Origin of the sequence: Neorhizobium galegae (genome assembly GCF_017877135.1) — a bacterium.
GTDB classification, from domain to species: domain Bacteria; phylum Pseudomonadota; class Alphaproteobacteria; order Rhizobiales; family Rhizobiaceae; genus Neorhizobium; species Neorhizobium galegae_A.
Genome location: NZ_JAGIPH010000001.1, coordinates 723,543 through 739,876 on the forward strand (window position 1 = coordinate 723,543; position 16,334 = coordinate 739,876).

The window sequence follows — 16,334 nt, forward strand, 5'->3', positions numbered from 1 at the left end:
ACCGTCAGGAGAGGCATGCGCACTCTCCTGTGGATGTCGGGTGCCGGGGTGATTTTCTTGCGGATTTGCTCCAAAAAAGCCATTCTGTGGTGAATCATCGGCACGGGATTCATGGCGGCCACACGGCCGCCCACCGCTTTTCATGAGAGGCACCTTCATGCGGCAGAAATTCGCCCATCGTCTGCTATCGGGCACGGCATTCGGGGCAGCGCTCCTGCTCGCGCAGGCAATGCCGCACATGGCCCGGGCCCAGCAGCCGCCGGTGACCGAGCCTGCACCGGTTACAGAGCCTGCCCCGGCGCCTGAGACCAATCCGGCGACCAGCCCTGCCCCGGCCACCGAGCCGGCGCCCGTCACGGCGGCGGCGCCGGTTGCCCCTCCCATCCTTGACCAACCGGAATTTTCCACCGCGAAGGTCAACAGCTTTTCGGGCGCCTTCCTTGCCGCCCGCACCGCCGATGTCGATCACGATTACGTAACCGCGATTGCGCTCTACCAGAAGGCGCTGCAGTTCGAGCCGGCCAATGTCGACATCCGCGAACGCCTGATGATCTCGCTTCTGATGAACGGCGAGTTCGACGAGAGCCTGAAGCAGGTGGATGCGCTGAAGGAAGACACCGCCGTCGACCGGATCACGAAGATCGTGCGCGGGCTGGACGCCATCCGCCGGGCAGACTACGCCGAGGCCGAAAAGGTCCTGGCCTACAAGGGCCTCAACGATCTCGACCGCATGACGCAGGCGCTGATGACCGCCTGGGCCAAGGTGGGTGCCGGCAAGGGCAAGGATGCCTTGAGCCTCGCCAAGAGCCTCAAGGGGCCGGAGTGGTTCAAGGTGTTTACCGATTACCATATCGGCACCATGGCCATCGTGATCGGCGACAAGGCCACGGCCCGCACCTATCTGAAGGCGGCGATCACCAGCGAGGAGGCGGTGGCGACTTCGCCCGACACCTTCATGCGCGCCGTGATGGCGCTCGCCCGGCTGGAAGCTGCCGACGGCAACAAGCAGAAGGCGCTCGATGCGATTTCCGTGGCCGAGCGGCTGATCACCAATTACGCCCCGCTGAAGGCGCTGCGCCAGGCGATCGAGAAGGGCGAACAGCCGCCACAGCAGGTGACCAATGCCACGGAGGGATCGGCAGCCGTGCTGTTTTCCGTCGGCAGCGCGCTCAACCGCCAGGGCGCCGAGGAAATGGTGTCGCTCTACCTGCAGATCGCCTATGCGCTCGACCCCAAAAGCGCCGATACGCTGATCCTGCTCGGCGGCATTGCCGAAAAGATGGAACAGCCCAAGCGGGCGACCGAGCTTTACAGCCGCGTGCCGGAAGGCTCGCCGATGCGCCGCATTTCCGAGCTGCAGCTTGGCCTCACGCTGGCGCAGACCGGCGATATCGCTGGCGCGCGCGAACACCTGAAATCGCTGATCGACAGCGATCCGACCGATATCCGCAGCTACATCGCCTATGGCAGCGTCCTGTCCGACGCCAAGGACTACAAGGCGATGGCCGAAACCTATGACAAGGCGGTGGAGGTGGTTGGCCCGGTCCCGCGCCCGACCGACTGGACCGTGTTCTTCCAGCGCGGCATTGCCTATGAACGGCTGAAGGAGTGGGACAAGGCCGAGCCGAACTTCAAGAAGGCGCTGGAGCTGAACCCGGACCAGCCGCAGGTGCTGAATTATCTCGGCTATTCCTGGGTGGACATGAACCGCAACCTGGAAGAGGGATTGGACCTCATCCGCAAGGCCGTGGAACTGCGCCCGGATGACGGCTACATCGTTGATTCGCTTGGCTGGGCCTATTATCGTCTCGGCCGTTACGACGAGGCGGTGGAGGAACTGGAGCGCGCCGTGCAGTTGCGCGCCGGCGATGCCGCCATCAACGACCATCTGGGTGACGCCTACTGGCGCGTCGGGCGCAAGCTGGAAGCCGGCTACCAGTGGCAGCGGGCGCTGACCATGAAGCCGGAACTGACGGAAATTCCCAAGATCGAGCAGAAGATCCGCGAAGGTCTGGTGGAAGCGGGTCCGCCGCCGGTGAAGACGGCCATGGCCTCGCCTGCCGCAACGGCACCCACCGTGCTGCAGCAGGATCCGGCAGCCGCCGCCAAGTCGAACTACATCGTGGGTGCCGGCGATACGCTGTGGAAGATCGCCAACGACACGCTGGGCGACGGCGACCGCTTCCGCGAGCTGATCGAGATCAACCCGGAGCTGAAGCGCAATCCGAACCGGCTCTATCCCGGCCAGGTGCTGGAGCTGCCGGGCCCGGCCAACTGACGCTGTCTTGTCCGGCATGACCGCATCCGGCCTGGCGCCAGACAGCATGGCCGCCGGCGTGACCGAAAGGGCGCCGGCAAAGGTCAATCTGTGCCTGCATGTGACCGGGCGGCGGCCGGACGGTTATCACCTTCTCGACAGCCTGGTGACCTTTGCCACCCATGGCGACACGCTCACCTTTAGCCAGAGCACATCGGACAGCTTTGCCGTGACGGGCCGGTTTGGCGAAAGCCTGTCAGCGGCGGCCGACAATCTCGTGGTGCGGGCGCGCGACCGGCTGCGCGCAGCCATAGAGGCTTTGGGGCTGGAGGCCCCGCCGGTTGCCATCACTCTGCAGAAGGACCTGCCGATTGCCTCCGGCATAGGCGGCGGTTCGGCCGATGCGGCAGCGACGCTTCGCGGCCTCCAGCGCCTCTGGTCGGTCCGCATTCCGAAAGAGCCGCTGGCCGACCTCGCCCTTGCGCTTGGCGCCGACGTGCCGATGTGCCTTTCCTCGCGTCCGCTGATGGCGCGCGGCATCGGCGAGGAGCTTGTTGGCGTCGAAAACCTTCCGGCGCTGTTCATGGTCCTGGTCAATCCTCTGGTGTCGGTGTCGACGCCGGACATTTTTCGCCGCCTGACACGCCGCGACAATGCGCCCGTGCCGCCGCTGCCAGAGCGCAGCGATGACGACTGGCTGTCCTTCATCGCGACCTTGCGCAATGATCTGGAACCTCCGGCACGCGCTGCGGTTTCGGAGATCGGGGTGGTATCGCAGGCGCTTGCCGAAACCGGCGCACCACTGGTGCGCATGTCCGGCTCCGGGGCCACCTGCTTTGGCCTTTATCCGACGCCGGATGCGGCACAACGCGCGGCAAAAACCCTGACGAGCCGCCACCCCGCCTGGTATGTTCAGGCAACCACCACGATTGCAGGAGAGGCCACATGAGCCGGATCGACGAAACCCGCCCGTTCCTTCCCGTCGGCATTGCTGTGCTCACCGTCTCCGATACCCGCACGCCGGAGACGGACAAATCCGGCGACACGCTGGTGGCCCGCATCGAAGAGGCCGGCCACAGGCTCATCGCGCGGGCCATCGTACCCGACGACAAGACGGCGATTTTCGAGCGCGTGCGCGACTGGACGCGGATGGACGACATCGACGTGGTGATCACCACCGGCGGGACCGGCTTTACCGGCCGTGACGTGACGCCCGAAGCGCTGGAGCCGCTGTTTGAAAAGCGCATGGACGGCTTTTCGGAGGTCTTTCACCGGATTTCCTACGACAAGATCGGCACATCGACCATCCAGTCGCGGGCAACCGGCGGCGTGGCGAATGCCACCTTCATCTTCGTGCTGCCCGGCTCTCCCGGTGCCTGCAAGGATGCCTGGGATGGCATCTTGAAGGCGCAGCTCGACTACCGCCACATGCCCTGCAATTTCGTGGAAATCATGCCGCGCCTCGATGAACACCTGAAACGCGGCGGCAAGGCTTGAATCCTCAGCTGCGTGCCGCCCAGGCCGGCACCATTTCGCTGGTGAGGCGAAACGGCTTTCTCCCCCGGGCGAGATCCGACAGACGCTGGGCGGTGCGCGCCTGCGCGAGCGCCTCCGACTTGGCGAGGATCAGCCCCTGCTCAAGCGGCTTTGCCGCTCCGGTGAGGCGCGCCAGCAGTGGACGCCGATGATGGCGCGACGGCGAAAACCGCGCTGACTGACGATTGAGCGCGATGTGCTCAGCCACTTCATCGATCCATCCCATCAGCGGGCGCGCGCCCGGCTCGATGAGAAAGAGCCATTCGCCGCGCGTGGCCCGCAGCACCTCCTCGATCGACCAGCCGGTGTGAAACCGGCAGCCGGCGGCATCCGCCACCCGCGCGGACGCATCCGTCGAGCCGTGATCGAGCACGGCCACATCGCTCACCAGCCCCTCCACGGCCCCTGCCACCAGCACAGACAGGGTCTGCGCCAGTTGGGATTCCTGGTCATGGCATTCCATCAGCACACTCAGCATGACCCATGCTTACCGCATCGCAACAGGAATTGCCACAAACCTGACATGGCGATTTTGTTCTTGCAATGTTCTCTTTTTGGCTTTAACAATGAGGGCGTGGCGATCAGGGATGTGACGCCGAGGAGTTTTCCATGAACGAGCTGAACCAGCTGCGGCAGGGTGCATTTGCGCCCGCCCATACGGCAGATATTGCCGATGCCCTGGTGGAAACCTCGGGGCTTCGCATCGAGATCGACCGCCGGCGCGGCCGCGGCGCGGGGCTGAACCCCAGCGGCCGTTTCGAGACGGAACGGCGCGAGGTGTTCGACGACGGCTGGCAGACGCTGGAGGAGCTTGCGCCCTTCAAGACGGAAGTGCAGGTGGAAAAGCCACGCACGATCATCAGCCGCAACGAATCCCCCGATATTCCCTTCGATCGCTCGATCAATCCCTATCGCGGCTGCGAGCACGGCTGCATCTATTGCTTTGCAAGGCCCACGCACAGCTATATGGGCTTGTCCGCGGGACTGGATTTCGAAGCCAAGCTGTTTGCCAAGCCCGATGCGCCAAAGCTTCTGGAACGGGAGCTGAGCCGCCCGGACTACCGGCTGCGCACGATCGCCATCGGCACCAATACCGACCCCTACCAGCCCATCGAGCGCGAATGGCGGGTGATGCGCCAGATCCTCGAGGTTCTGGCCAAGGCCAATCATCCGGTGATGATCGTCACCAAGTCGGCGCTCGTCACCCGCGACATCGATATCCTGTCCGAGATGGCCGCCAAGGGGCTCGCCAAGGTCGGGATATCGGTGACGACGCTGGACGGCAAGCTTGCCCGCACCATGGAACCGCGCGCCTCGACGCCGGCCAAGCGGCTGGAGGCGATCAGCAAGCTGACAGCCGCCGGCATTCCGACCAGCGTTCTCGTGGCACCGGTCATTCCGGCGCTCAACGACCACGAGATCGAACGCATTCTGGATGCGGCAAAGGCGGCCGGCGCCAGCGAGGCGAGCTATGTGCTGCTGCGCCTGCCGCTGGAGGTGAGCCCGCTCTTTCGCGACTGGCTGCTGCGACACTATCCGGATCGCTACCGCCACGTGATGTCGCTGGTGCGCTCCATGCGCGGCGGCAAGGATTATGACGCCGAGTTCGGCAAGCGCATGAAGGGGGCGGGTCCCTATGCCTGGCAGATCTCGCGGCGCTTTGAACTGGCGACCAAGCGACTCGGCCTTGGCCGGCGTGGCATGCCCTTGCGGGACGACCTGTTTATTCCGCCGGCCGGAACCGGCATCCAGCTGTCGCTGCTTTAAAAGTTTGACAGCGTTCGGCCTGCGGCCCTCTGTCTGTTGAAGGGCCTGATCAAATACCGCTCGCGCTGAAAAGTGGCGGGCGACGAGACATAAAAATTCGGCACGGTCCACCGCCTCAATCCGTGCTGAACAGCCCCGGGCCGCCCTTCCCCTTGGGTGGTTCAAGCGATGCCGCAATCAGCGCTTTGCCGGGGCTTGCAGGAGATCGGGTGCGCGTGCGAGTTTCCGCCGCATGTTACAGAGCACGCCACCCGATTCTCCGAGCCTTTTCGAGCTTGCGCCGCCCGTTCCGGATTTCAGCCTGGAGCTTGCGGCACGAAAGGCCGGCCATTGGCCGGTGGCCGGAACCGACGAGGCCGGGCGCGGGCCGCTGGCCGGTCCGGTGGTTGCCGCCGCCGTCATTCTCGATCCGGAGCGGATACCGGAGGGGCTGAACGATTCCAAACAGTTGAGCCTGAAGGAACGGGAGCGGCTGTTTGACGACATCCTGGCAACCGCCCATGTCTCGATCGCCGCCTCCGGTCCCCGCCATATCGACGAGAAGAACATTTTGCGCGCGAGCCTCGATGCCATGCGCCGGGCCATTGCGGGCCTCAGCCTCTCGCCGGCGATGGTGCTTGCCGACGGCCGCGACGTGCCGCCCGGCCTTTCCTGCCCAGGCAAGGCGGTCATCAAGGGCGACGCCCGCTCCGTCTCCATTGCGGCAGCCTCGATCATCGCCAAGGTCACCCGCGACCGGATGATGGTTCGCGCCGGCCTCGTCCACCCCGCCTACGGCTTTGAAGTTCATGCCGGCTACGGCACCGCCCGCCACCGCGCCGCCATCGATGCCGCCGGCCCCTGCCCGCTGCACCGCATGACCTTTCGGCCGCTGCGCAAGGATTGATTTTTTGCGGGCCGTTGGGGTGCCGCCTCTGAGAATGACGTTTGGGCATTGGGCTTGCCACGCATCAGAAACCACAGACGTGGACCTCCCCGGCTCGCTCATCAAGCTCGTGCGGCCTGCTCCTGAACGAGCTATGTCCTATCAACTCTACCGCCCAAGTCGGGAGGATTGAGGGTAATGCTGGCGCATGGCGAAGTGGCACCATGACCACCGAAATGCAAAAAGGCCGGACAAAAGCCCGGCCTTTTGGAAATACTCAAAGGAGACAAGCCTCAGTTGAGGCGGGTCTTAACTTGGCTGATCGTGTCGGCGAACAGCGCCTGCTGGGCGCCGGCATCGGCCTTGGCGGCGATGACTTTTTCGGCAGCGGCAATAGCGATGTCGACGGCTGCGGCGCGCACGGCGCCGATGGCGTCGGCTTCGGCCTGGCGGATCTTCTGTTCCGACAAAGCGTTGCGGCGGGCGACGAATTCCTCGGTCTTCTGGCGGGCTTCCTCGGTCAGCATGGCGGCTTCCCGTTCAGCAGAGGCCAGGATGCCGGCGGCTTCCGCTTCGGCTTCCTTGCGCTTGCGCTGGTATTCTGCCAGCAGCGCCTGGGCTTCCTCGCGAAGACGCTTGGCTTCGTCCAGTTCGTCACGAATGTTGTCGGCGCGCTTGTCGAGCGCCTTTGCCATCATGCCCGGCACCTTCACATAGGCGAGCAGCACGAAGAACAGGATGAGGCCGGCAAGGGCAAAGAATGTTGCATCGAATGCCATGGTGATCAGGCCTCCACTTTGGCGCTTGCAACGGCGGCCCGAACGTCCTCGGCAGAGGCCTTCGGTCCGATCAGCTGCTCGACGATGGCACCGGCGGCCTCTTCAGCAATGGCACCCACTTCGGCAAAGGCCTGAGCCTTGATCGTTGCGATGCTCGCTTCGGCGGCGGCAAGCTTTTCAGCCAGTTCTGCCTCGATGGCGGCGCGGTCGGCGGCAGCCTTGGTGCGGGCGGCTTCGCGGGCGGTCTCGGCAATCGTGCCGGCCTTGGCGCGAGCAGCGGCCAGTTCCTTTTCATAGGTCTCGACGGCGGCGTCAGCTTCCGCCTTCAGGCGCGATGCTTCGTCCAGATCCTGTGCGATCCGGTCATGACGGTGTTCGAGAATGCCGCCGACGCGCGGCACGACCACCTTCTGCATGATCCAGTAGAAAAAGCCGAAGGTGATGACCAGCCACAGCAGCTGCGACGAATAGGTTGTGTGGTCGAAGGGCGGGAACACGCCACCGCCGTGCGCGTCATGCGCCACACCGGTTTCGGTATGCACTTCGCCCGCCGGCGCGGCGCCGGTTGCTGCATTCGGATCGCCATTGGCCGGCGCGCCTTGCGCGAATGCCGGTGTCACGAACATCATCACCTCCAGGGGTATTCAAATACGAAGAATCACGGCGCGCCTTTTTCGAGACGGCCGTGATCCGAAGTCCAGGCCGCTCTTAGACAGCGAACAGGAGGAGGAGAGCAACGAGCAGCGAGAAGATGCCCAGAGCTTCCGTAACGGCGAAGCCGAATACCAGACGGCCGAACTGGCTGTCGGCAGCAGAGGGGTTGCGCAGTGCGCCGGTGAGGTAATCACCGAAGATACGGCCGAGTGCCAGCGACGTACCAGCCATGCCGAGGCATGCGAGACCTGCGCCGATGAACTTTGCTGCTTCCGCTTCCATATGGATACTCCTTCGAAATGGTTGTTGCGGCAGTTGAGGACCCAGGGCTGCCGGGTCCTGCGACTATATTCTCAGTGACCACCGTGCACGGCGTCGTTCAGGTACATGCAAGTCAGTACCGCGAAGACATATGCCTGCAGGAAAGCGACGAGAAATTCCAGACCGGTCATGGCGACCGTCATCAAGAGAGGCAGGATCGCGCCGCCGACGCCCAGTGCGCCCATGGCGCTCATGGAGGCGACGAAGCCGGCGAATACCTTCAGCGTGATATGGCCTGCCAGCATGTTGGCAAACAGACGAACCGAAAGGCTGATCGGGCGCGACAGGAAGGAGATGATCTCGATGGACGAGACCAGCGGCAGCAGAACCTTGGGCACGCCGGCTGGCGCAAACACACTGAGGAAATGCAGGCCGTGCTTGTAGAAACCGTAGATCAGAACCGTCAGGATGACGAAGAGCGCGAGCGCGAAGGTGACGATGATCTGGCTGGTGACGGTGAAGAAGTAGGGGAACATGCCGAGCAGGTTTGCCGTCAACACGAACATGAACAGCGAAAACACCATCGGGAAGAACTTCATGCCCTGGCTGCCGGCGCCTTCGCGCAGCATCGAGGCAATGAATTCATAGGACATTTCCGCCACCGACTGCATGCGCGTCGGGATGAGGCCGCGATTGGCCGTGGAGAAATAGAGAAAGCCGGAAGCGGCCGCAACGGTTGCCACCATGAACAGGGAGGCATTGGTGAACGAGAAGTCCATGCCGCCGATTTCGATCGGGACGATCTTGAAGACCTGGAACTGATGCGTCGGATCGTTGGCCACCGCTCTACCTTCTTTCTACCTTACACCCGCCGCATTCGGCGGATTATCTCACCCTGCAGTCTCACCTGCCGTCCTTGTCGCTCTGATCCTTGAAGGGACCGGGCTGGGCAACCATGCCAAGCGCACGCAGGACGTTCAGTATTCCGGCGCAGAAACCAAGGAGGAGAAGAACGATCATCCCCCACGGCGTCGTACCGGCAAAACGGTCGAGAAGATAGCCAAGCATGGTGCCGACAGCGATGGCAGCGATGAATTCCGAAGAAATCTTCAGCCCGAGAGCCATGCCTTTACGGCTTTCCTCGGAACTCTTTTCCTTCGCGGTCTCCGCTGCATCGCCCCGCTTCCGGTCCGCAAGCTTGGCGGAAAGGGATTTGCGGCGCTGCTCAAGACTATCGTCGCGGTCTTCCGTCACTTAAGTCCCCCCTCAAGCTTCCGTTGCCCTGACCGGAGGTCAAAGCCTCTCTCGAAGCCCGGGAATAAGCGCCTTCCGGCCGTTTTGAAGTCGGCGCACCATAGTTTTGCGCGAACCCATAGTCAAGGCAGCACAGGGCGCTCATCCAGAACTAATTTAATTCGGAAATTCAATCGTTTAAGTCACAACCAGACGAAGTCGTGATCGGTTGTTGAGCAAATCACACATTTCAACTCCATCCGCCGCCATAGGTGCGGTAGAAGATGTGGAGCCCGATGCGGCCGACCTTCTCCATGCTGCGGGCCCATTTGGGGCGCACATAGACGGCGTGATAATGGGTGGCAGAGCCCACTTCCGGCAGCCAGATCTTGCCCGCAGTCACGGCGATGGCGACCTCGCGGGCCATTTTCCAGTGCTCTTCGGAGCGGATACGGTCCTTGATGTCATCGCAGGCGAAGGAGAACTGGCAGCGGTTGCGCCAGTCCTCGTTCTGGTAGACGACGCCGCAGATGGTTTTCGGATAGGCGGGATTGCGCACCCGGTTGAGGATCACCTGCGCGACCGCCGCCTGGCCCTTCACCGATTCGCCGCGCGCTTCGAAATAGATGCCCGACGATAGGCATTGCTGTTCGGCGGCGGAAAACACTTCGGCAGGCAGCGCCGTTGCCGCCCAGGCATGGTCCTTTGGACCGATTTCGGGCACGAAGCGCCCCTCCTCCGGCTTCTTCAGGATCGCATCGAAGGGCGACTGGCGGGAAAAATCAGGCTTTTGCGGCGCAAAGGCCGTGGCAAGACTATCCGCGTGCGTATTGGTCACAAGGCTTGCCACCATGGGCGAGAGATCCGGCTCGCGCGGCTTTTCTTCCTTTTTGCGGAAATAGAAGGCGGCAAGCTTGATCTCGTTGCCGGCCTTGCCGGGCTTTGCAAGGGCTGTGCGCTCGCCGGATGCGGCAGGCGGCAATAGCAGCGAACTCTGCCGCTGCAGCACCGAACCTGCGGTAAAATCCTTAGGGGGCTGCATCCGCTCCACCGCAATCACGCGGCCGCGTTTTGTCGAACGATTGACGCGCTCTTCATCGGTTGACGCCTCATCGCCGGCCTTGGTTGCGGCGGCAAAGGCAATGCGCCGGCCGTCCGGCAGGCTCATGCCGGCGCCGCGGGCAAGACGCTCCTCCCCTTCCGGAAAGGCAAGTTCTGCCGCGTGCAGCGACCCCGCCGGCGAATCGGTCAGAACCATGCGCCACTGGCTCCCGGCCCGGTCAAAACCGGAAAGCATCTCGGCAAGATCGGCCTTGCCCGGAAGAGAGGGAAAGATCAGCCAGGCGGCAAGACCGAACAGCGCCGGCGAAGTCCACCGGTCCAGGCGCGTGGGCGAACCACGCTTGATAGACTTGCCACGCACAGCCACAACTCCAACACGTCAACTCTTATCCGCGAAAGATCTGATATTAACCTAAACGGAGAGTTAACGGGGCCGATGTTCCAGGCTTTTAAGGGGTTTTAGCGGCCTGAAGGCTCAAGCCGGCAAAGCAGGCGCCGCCGGCGTTAAGCATGTTTTCACGCGACGGCGGCTGTATGCTCCACAATGACTGGCGCCACGTCCCTGCAAGGGACTAGTGGTGAGGCCGTCAGATGATGACGTGGGATCCAAGCTCAACCACGCGGTTGGCCGGCAGGTGGAAATAGTCCGAGGGATCGGTTGCGGCATTGGCAAGGGCGATGAACAGCCGGTCCTGCCAGATCGGCATGCCCGATTCGGCATCCGGCACCAGCTTGCGGCGGCCGAGATAAAAGGAGGTCGACATGATGTCGAACTTCAGGCCGCATTTGCGCAGGTAGGCAATGGCCTGCGAGACATTCTGCGACTGCATGAAGCCGAAGCGCAGCTCGATCAGCGTAAACCGCTCGGAAAATTTCTCCACATGGAAACAGTGTTCCTGGGAAACGCGCGGCTTGTTCACCGTCTTGATGGTGAGGATGACATTCTTTTCATGCAGCACGTGATTGTGCTTGAGATTGTGCATGAGCGCCGCCGGCGCCGATTCCGGATCGCTGGTGAGAAAAATCGCCGTGCCCGGAACGCTCACGGGGGCATGGGCGCTCTTGCCGCTGATCGATTTTTCGATAGAGGCGGCAAAGGCCGCCAGCGGCACGTCGGAGCGGCGGGTCTTTTCGGCAAGGATCGCGGTTCCGCGCTTCCATGTCCACATGATCACCGTAAAGGCCACCGCCATCATCACCGGCACATAGCCGCCGTCGTGGATCTTCAGAAGGTTTGCGCCGAGAAACACCAGTTCCAGCGCCAGAAGCGGCGCGAGAGCAAGAGCCGCCACGGTGCGCGGCCAGCGCCAGCGCGCGCGCACGAATTCGAACGCCATCAGCGTCGTCACCACCATCGCGCCGGTGACGGAGATGCCATAGGCGGTGGCAAGCGCATCGGAGCTTTCAAAGCCCAGCACCAGCGCCAGAACGCCGATCAAGAGCAGCATGTTGACGCCCGGCAGGAAGATCTGCCCGGTATTGGTTTCCGAGGTGAAGAGGATTTCCATGCGCGGCAGATAGCCGAGATGGATCGCCTGGCGCACCAGCGAGAAGGCGCCGGTGATCACGGCCTGGCTTGCGATGATCGTTGCAGCCGTTGCAAGGATGACCACCGGCAGCAGCGCCCAGCTCGGAAACATCAGGTAGAACGGGTTTTCCATCGCCTCCGGATGCTTCAGCACCAGCGCGCCCTGCCCGAGATAGTTCAGCGTCAGCGCCGGAAAGACCACCACGAACCAGGCCCACTGGATCGGCCGGCGACCGAAATGGCCAAGATCGGCATAGAGCGCTTCCGCGCCGGTGACGGTGAGGAAGACGGCGCCCAGCACGACGACGCCGACATAGCCCTCGTCCAGCATGAAGGTGACGGCATAGATGGGGTTGAAGGCGCGGAAAATGCTCACATCATCGGTGATATGGGCAATGCCGCCGGCGCCCATGACGATGAACCAGACCAGCGTGATCGGCCCGAAGAAACGCGCCACAAGGCCGGTGCCCTGCGACTGGATGGCAAAGAGCCCGATGAGAATGACGATGGAAATCGGCAGCACCGCCTCGCTGAGGGCGGGCGTGACAAGCTTCAGCCCCTCGACGGCCGAAAGCACCGAAAGGGCCGGCGTAATCATCGCGTCGCCCAGGAAAAGCGCCGCCCCGATGAGGCCGAGCATCATCAGGACTGCCTTGTTGCCGCCGGCCGTCTTCATCAGCATGGCCAGAAGCGACAGCGTGCCGCCTTCGCCATGGTTGTCTGCGCGCAGCAGGAACAGCACGTATTTGATGGTGACGATGATCGTCAGCGTCCAGATCATCAGCGAGATGATGCCGATGATTTCTGCCTGAGTCAGGCCATCGGCCGAGACCGGGCGTAACGCCTCGCGAAAGGCATAGAGCGGGCTCGTGCCGATATCGCCATAGACGACGCCCACAGATCCCAGCGTCAGCGCGAGGAAGTGTTTCAGGCTTTTGTTTTCGGCGATTTGGTCGTCAGCTGCGTGTGACATCCGGTTTCCTGGCGCTTAGAGCCAGCCCTTCCAGCGGAAAAAGTAAAACGGAACGATGGCGGAGATCAACATGCCGACAAGGGCCATGGGATATCCGAACGTCCAATCCAGTTCGGGCATTGCGCGAAAATTCATGCCGTAGACGGAAGCCACCAGCGTCGGCGGCAAAAACACCACCGAGGCGATCGAGAAGATCTTGATGATGGCATTCTGCTCCACATTGATGAGGCCGAGCGAGGCATCGAGAAGAAAGGCGATATTGCCGGCAATGAAGGCGGCATGTTCCGAGAGCGTTGCGACATCCTTCACCACCGTGGCGCAGAGGCTGACCACCTTGGTATCCTCCTGGACGGCGGGCACGTTGAGAAGGAAGGAGAGAACGCGCGAGAGCGAGCTCAGACTGTCGCGCACCTTGCCGACGAGGCGATGGCACTCGGCGATCTCGGCCAGCTTGTGCTCGAGGAATTTCGGAGGGCGGCGCTCGTCGCGGCCGCGAAAGATGTCGTTCGACAACTGGTCGACGCGCGCGACCACCGTTTCGAGAATTTCCGCCGTGCGATCGGCAATCGTCTCGATGAGGTGGGCAAGCAGCATCCGCCCGTCGCAGGTCTCGTCCGGGGCCCGGCCCAGCGCTGCGATGAACAGGTTGAAGGATTTCGGCTCCGCATAGCGCACCGTCACCAGCCGGTCGCCGGTCAGGATGAAGGCGACATCGGTGATCTGCGGATTGTTGGTGTCGGCCTTGAAGACCAGCGAGGCCGTCATGAAGACGGCATCCTTTTCCACATAGAGACGGCTGGAGGGCTCGATATCCTTCAGGTCGTCGCGGGTCGGCACCTCGATCCCGAGAAGATCTTCCACCAGCCGGTCTTCCTCGTGCGAGGGCGCGACGAGATCGATCCAGACGATATCGCTCGTCAGGCTCTGGCCGGGAACGTCCGGAGAAAGCACCGTATGAAGGCCATTGGCACGATAGGCATTGATCAAGCAGCGTCTCCGCGCCGGCGCCCGATCGACCGACACAATTGAACGTAAAGGGCCAACATACAGTTCCCCCGTCCCAAGCGAGACGGGCGTATAAGACCACTCAATGACGAATGCAAGCGAAACGAATCAGATACGGCTAGTCGAAGACGATGGACGGCGCCGGTCGCGGCTTCATTCCCGTCAGTTCCTGCGCCACGCGCCGGGCGATGTCACGGTAGATCTGGGCGGAGGCGCCGTTTGGATCCGAGACGACGACCGGCGTTCCCGCATCCGAGCGTTCGCGGATATCCATGGTGAGCGGAACTTCGCCGAGGAAGGGCACGCCGATGCGGGCCGCTTCCGCCTGCGCCCCGCCATGGCCGAAAATATCGTAGCGCGTGCCGGTATCGGGGGCGAGGAAATAGCTCATGTTCTCGATGATGCCGAGCAGCGGCACTTCCACCTTGCGGAACATGGCAATGCCCTTGCGGGCATCAATGAGGGCAAGGTCCTGTGGCGTCGAGACGATGACGGCGCCGGCAAGCGGCACCTGCTGGGCAAGCGTCAGCTGTGCATCGCCGGTGCCGGGTGGCATGTCGACGACAAGCACATCCAGTTCGCCCCAGGCCACTTCGCGCAGCATCTGCAGGATCGCCGATTGCACCATCGGACCGCGCCAGATCATCGCGGCCTCTTCATCGACGAGAAAGCCCATGGACATGGCTTTCAGGCCATAATTTTCCATCGGCACGATGATGCGGTTCTCGATCTGCTGCGGGCGGCCGGAAATCTTCAAGAGACGCGGCACGGAGGGACCATAGATATCGGCATCCAGAAGGCCGACCTTCAGCCCGTTCGCCATCATGGCGAGCGCGAGATTGACGGCGGTGGTGGATTTGCCGACGCCGCCCTTGCCGGAGGCAACCGCAATGATGGCACCGACGCCCGGCACGCCGGCCTTCTGCGCCCGCTGGGGCGGCGCCGGCTGGCCGGGGCTACGTGCCTGCGGCGCATGGCCGTGGCCGGCATGGTCATGCGGGGCGGTGGGCTGTGTCGGACGGGCGGGCGCGGCACCGGCCTTGCGGTCGGCCGTCAGCGTCACCAGCGCGCCGCGCACGCCCTCGATCGCCGTCACCGTCTTTTCGGCGGCAACCCGCAGCGGCTCCAGTTCCTTGGCCCGCTCGGCCGGCACGGTGATCGAGAAATAGACCTTGCCATCGGCAATGAAGACGTCGGACACCATGTTGCGCGATACGATATCGCCTTCCAGATCCGGCCCGCGCACGCGCGACAGCGCCGCAAGCACGATATCCTTGGTAACCTCGGCCATATCAAACTCCCTTGCCCCGTGCATCACGCCACATCCTCCCTTGCGGGGACGCCTTTGGCGAGGCATCTGGTGCAGCGTGTCCGGTCGGACTTATAGGTGGTGCATCGGGCCGCGGGCAACAAGTATTAAAGCCGCCGCCTGAGGCCTGCAGCAGTCAGATCGACGCGCGAAGCTCAGACGACGGCTTTTGTTGCATGCGTCTCTTGGGACGCTTTTTGTCCCCTCTGGACATGCCATGGAGGATGCAGGATGCGTGCCAGTTGCAGAAACAGGCGTTTACGGAGGGAAGCGGCCGGAATCGGGGCCGCAAGTAGATGTTCCCGGCCCGTCATGACTAAAACTTGAGCGTGAATGAAATAAAGGCAGCTCGAACTGCCTCTCAAGCGATCAGTTTCAGGCGCAGTGCCTTGGCCACGGCCTGTGTGCGGTTGACTGCATCGAGTTTCTTGGTGGCGCGATTGAGATAATGGTTAACCGTGTGTTCCGACAGGGTCAGGATCTCGGCGATTTCGGCACTGGTCTTGCCGGCAGACGTCCAGTTCAGGCAATCGAGCTCCCTGTCGCTCAAATGCTCGGTGACCTTGATGTCGATATCGCGGATCTCGGCCAGGCGCTGGTAGACGTGCACCGATATATAGAAGAGTTCGAGCATCTGCAGCACGGTAAACAGCACACCTTCGCCAGAAAACCCGACGGTACCACGCTTGCCTGCGGCATCATGGACGGGGAAGAAGACGCCGCCGCCCATGCCGAACCGCTGAAAAATCTCGCAGGAGACCATGTTGCCGCGCGCCAGCGCAATTTCGGCCATGGAATAGGTGACCGGCAGCGTGGAAGTGCGCAGACGCTGCAGCACCGGGCTCGTCTGCAAAAGGCCCGCCTGATCGAAATTCGACATCAGTTCGGACGGCCAGTTGGTAATGATCGTATTGCCGGAAAGCTCCAGCGTCGTCGTGGACGGAAGCTCGCACACGATGAACATGCGGCACCCGTAACTCTCGGTGATGCGGCGCATGAAGCGGAAAATGTCGAATTGCGTCGGAAGGGATTTGAGTTCCGCCACACGGGCGGCCACGCTGGAGGTGGCGTCGAAGCTTTCGGTCTTATCCATCTTTCATGACAA

Annotated in this window: 16 protein-coding genes; 5 read left to right on the forward strand and 11 right to left on the reverse strand. The window is 62.7% G+C overall.

From position 1 onward, the window contains the following. Positions 1–157 precede the first annotated feature (157 nt). Genes J2858_RS03650 through moaB form a run of 3 tightly spaced genes read left to right on the forward strand, consistent with a single transcriptional unit; the run spans position 158 to position 3,754 of the window. Positions 158–2,278 (forward strand): tetratricopeptide repeat protein, encoded by a 2,121-nt coding sequence (locus tag J2858_RS03650; RefSeq protein ID WP_210103368.1) that lies wholly within the window; start codon positions 158–160, stop codon positions 2,276–2,278. Between the two features lie 16 nt (positions 2,279–2,294). After that, a complete protein-coding gene (locus J2858_RS03655) occupies positions 2,295–3,206 on the forward strand; it encodes a 4-(cytidine 5'-diphospho)-2-C-methyl-D-erythritol kinase (RefSeq protein ID WP_210103369.1) in 912 nt (303 codons plus the stop codon). Continuing rightward, positions 3,203–3,754 carry a molybdenum cofactor biosynthesis protein B gene (moaB, locus tag J2858_RS03660; RefSeq protein ID WP_210103370.1) on the forward strand — a complete coding sequence of 184 codons (552 nt, stop codon included), beginning with the start codon at positions 3,203–3,205 and terminating at the stop codon, positions 3,752–3,754. The genes J2858_RS03655 and moaB overlap by 4 nt, the downstream gene beginning before the upstream one ends. Positions 3,755–3,758: 4 nt before the next feature. Here the strand turns inward: moaB and J2858_RS03665 are convergent, their stop codons facing one another. Continuing rightward, positions 3,759–4,271 carry a glycosyl transferase gene (locus J2858_RS03665; RefSeq protein WP_210103371.1) on the reverse strand — a complete coding sequence of 171 codons (513 nt, stop codon included), beginning with the start codon at positions 4,269–4,271 and terminating at the stop codon, positions 3,759–3,761. Between the two features lie 131 nt (positions 4,272–4,402). Here J2858_RS03665 and J2858_RS03670 point away from each other — a divergent pair, with 131 nt between their 5' ends. Together J2858_RS03670 and J2858_RS03675 are read left to right on the forward strand one after the other, a co-directional pair. Then, positions 4,403–5,560 (forward strand): PA0069 family radical SAM protein, encoded by a 1,158-nt coding sequence (locus J2858_RS03670; RefSeq protein ID WP_210103372.1) that lies wholly within the window; start codon positions 4,403–4,405, stop codon positions 5,558–5,560. A 232-nt stretch (positions 5,561–5,792) separates the two neighbouring features. Further along, positions 5,793–6,446: a ribonuclease HII gene (locus J2858_RS03675; protein ID WP_210103373.1), complete on the forward strand. Its 654-nt coding sequence runs from the start codon at positions 5,793–5,795 to the stop codon at positions 6,444–6,446. Positions 6,447–6,718: 272 nt separating this feature from the next. On the opposite strand, the gene J2858_RS03680 is transcribed toward J2858_RS03675, so the two are convergent. From J2858_RS03680 to J2858_RS03725, 10 genes are all read right to left on the reverse strand, one after another. Next, entirely contained in the window at positions 6,719–7,204 is a 486-nt protein-coding gene (locus J2858_RS03680; RefSeq protein WP_210103374.1) for a F0F1 ATP synthase subunit B, read from the reverse strand. Between the two features lie 5 nt (positions 7,205–7,209). Further along, positions 7,210–7,833 carry a F0F1 ATP synthase subunit B gene (locus J2858_RS03685; protein WP_210103375.1) on the reverse strand — a complete coding sequence of 208 codons (624 nt, stop codon included), beginning with the start codon at positions 7,831–7,833 and terminating at the stop codon, positions 7,210–7,212. Positions 7,834–7,912: 79 nt separating this feature from the next. Further along, positions 7,913–8,140 carry a F0F1 ATP synthase subunit C gene (locus J2858_RS03690; protein ID WP_137132375.1) on the reverse strand — a complete coding sequence of 76 codons (228 nt, stop codon included), beginning with the start codon at positions 8,138–8,140 and terminating at the stop codon, positions 7,913–7,915. 71 nt (positions 8,141–8,211) lie between these two features. Beyond that, on the reverse strand, positions 8,212–8,961 hold the full coding sequence (locus J2858_RS03695) for a F0F1 ATP synthase subunit A (RefSeq protein ID WP_210103376.1): 750 nt from the start codon (positions 8,959–8,961) through the stop codon (positions 8,212–8,214). Between the two features lie 61 nt (positions 8,962–9,022). Then, positions 9,023–9,373 carry an AtpZ/AtpI family protein gene (locus J2858_RS03700; protein WP_210103377.1) on the reverse strand — a complete coding sequence of 117 codons (351 nt, stop codon included), beginning with the start codon at positions 9,371–9,373 and terminating at the stop codon, positions 9,023–9,025. Positions 9,374–9,602: 229 nt separating this feature from the next. After that, positions 9,603–10,760, reverse strand: a complete 1,158-nt coding sequence (locus tag J2858_RS03705) for a cell wall hydrolase (RefSeq protein ID WP_432443272.1) — start codon at positions 10,758–10,760, stop codon at positions 9,603–9,605. Positions 10,761–11,001: 241 nt separating this feature from the next. After that, positions 11,002–12,915 (reverse strand): potassium transporter Kup, encoded by a 1,914-nt coding sequence (locus J2858_RS03710; protein ID WP_210103378.1) that lies wholly within the window; start codon positions 12,913–12,915, stop codon positions 11,002–11,004. A gap of 15 nt (positions 12,916–12,930) precedes the next feature. Then, entirely contained in the window at positions 12,931–13,902 is a 972-nt protein-coding gene (locus J2858_RS03715; protein ID WP_245365534.1) for a magnesium transporter CorA family protein, read from the reverse strand. 136 nt (positions 13,903–14,038) lie between these two features. Continuing rightward, positions 14,039–15,211, reverse strand: a complete 1,173-nt coding sequence (locus J2858_RS03720; RefSeq protein ID WP_210103379.1) for an Mrp/NBP35 family ATP-binding protein — start codon at positions 15,209–15,211, stop codon at positions 14,039–14,041. A 379-nt stretch (positions 15,212–15,590) separates the two neighbouring features. After that, entirely contained in the window at positions 15,591–16,322 is a 732-nt protein-coding gene (locus J2858_RS03725; protein ID WP_210103380.1) for a LuxR family transcriptional regulator, read from the reverse strand. Between the last annotated feature and the right edge of the window lie 12 nt (positions 16,323–16,334).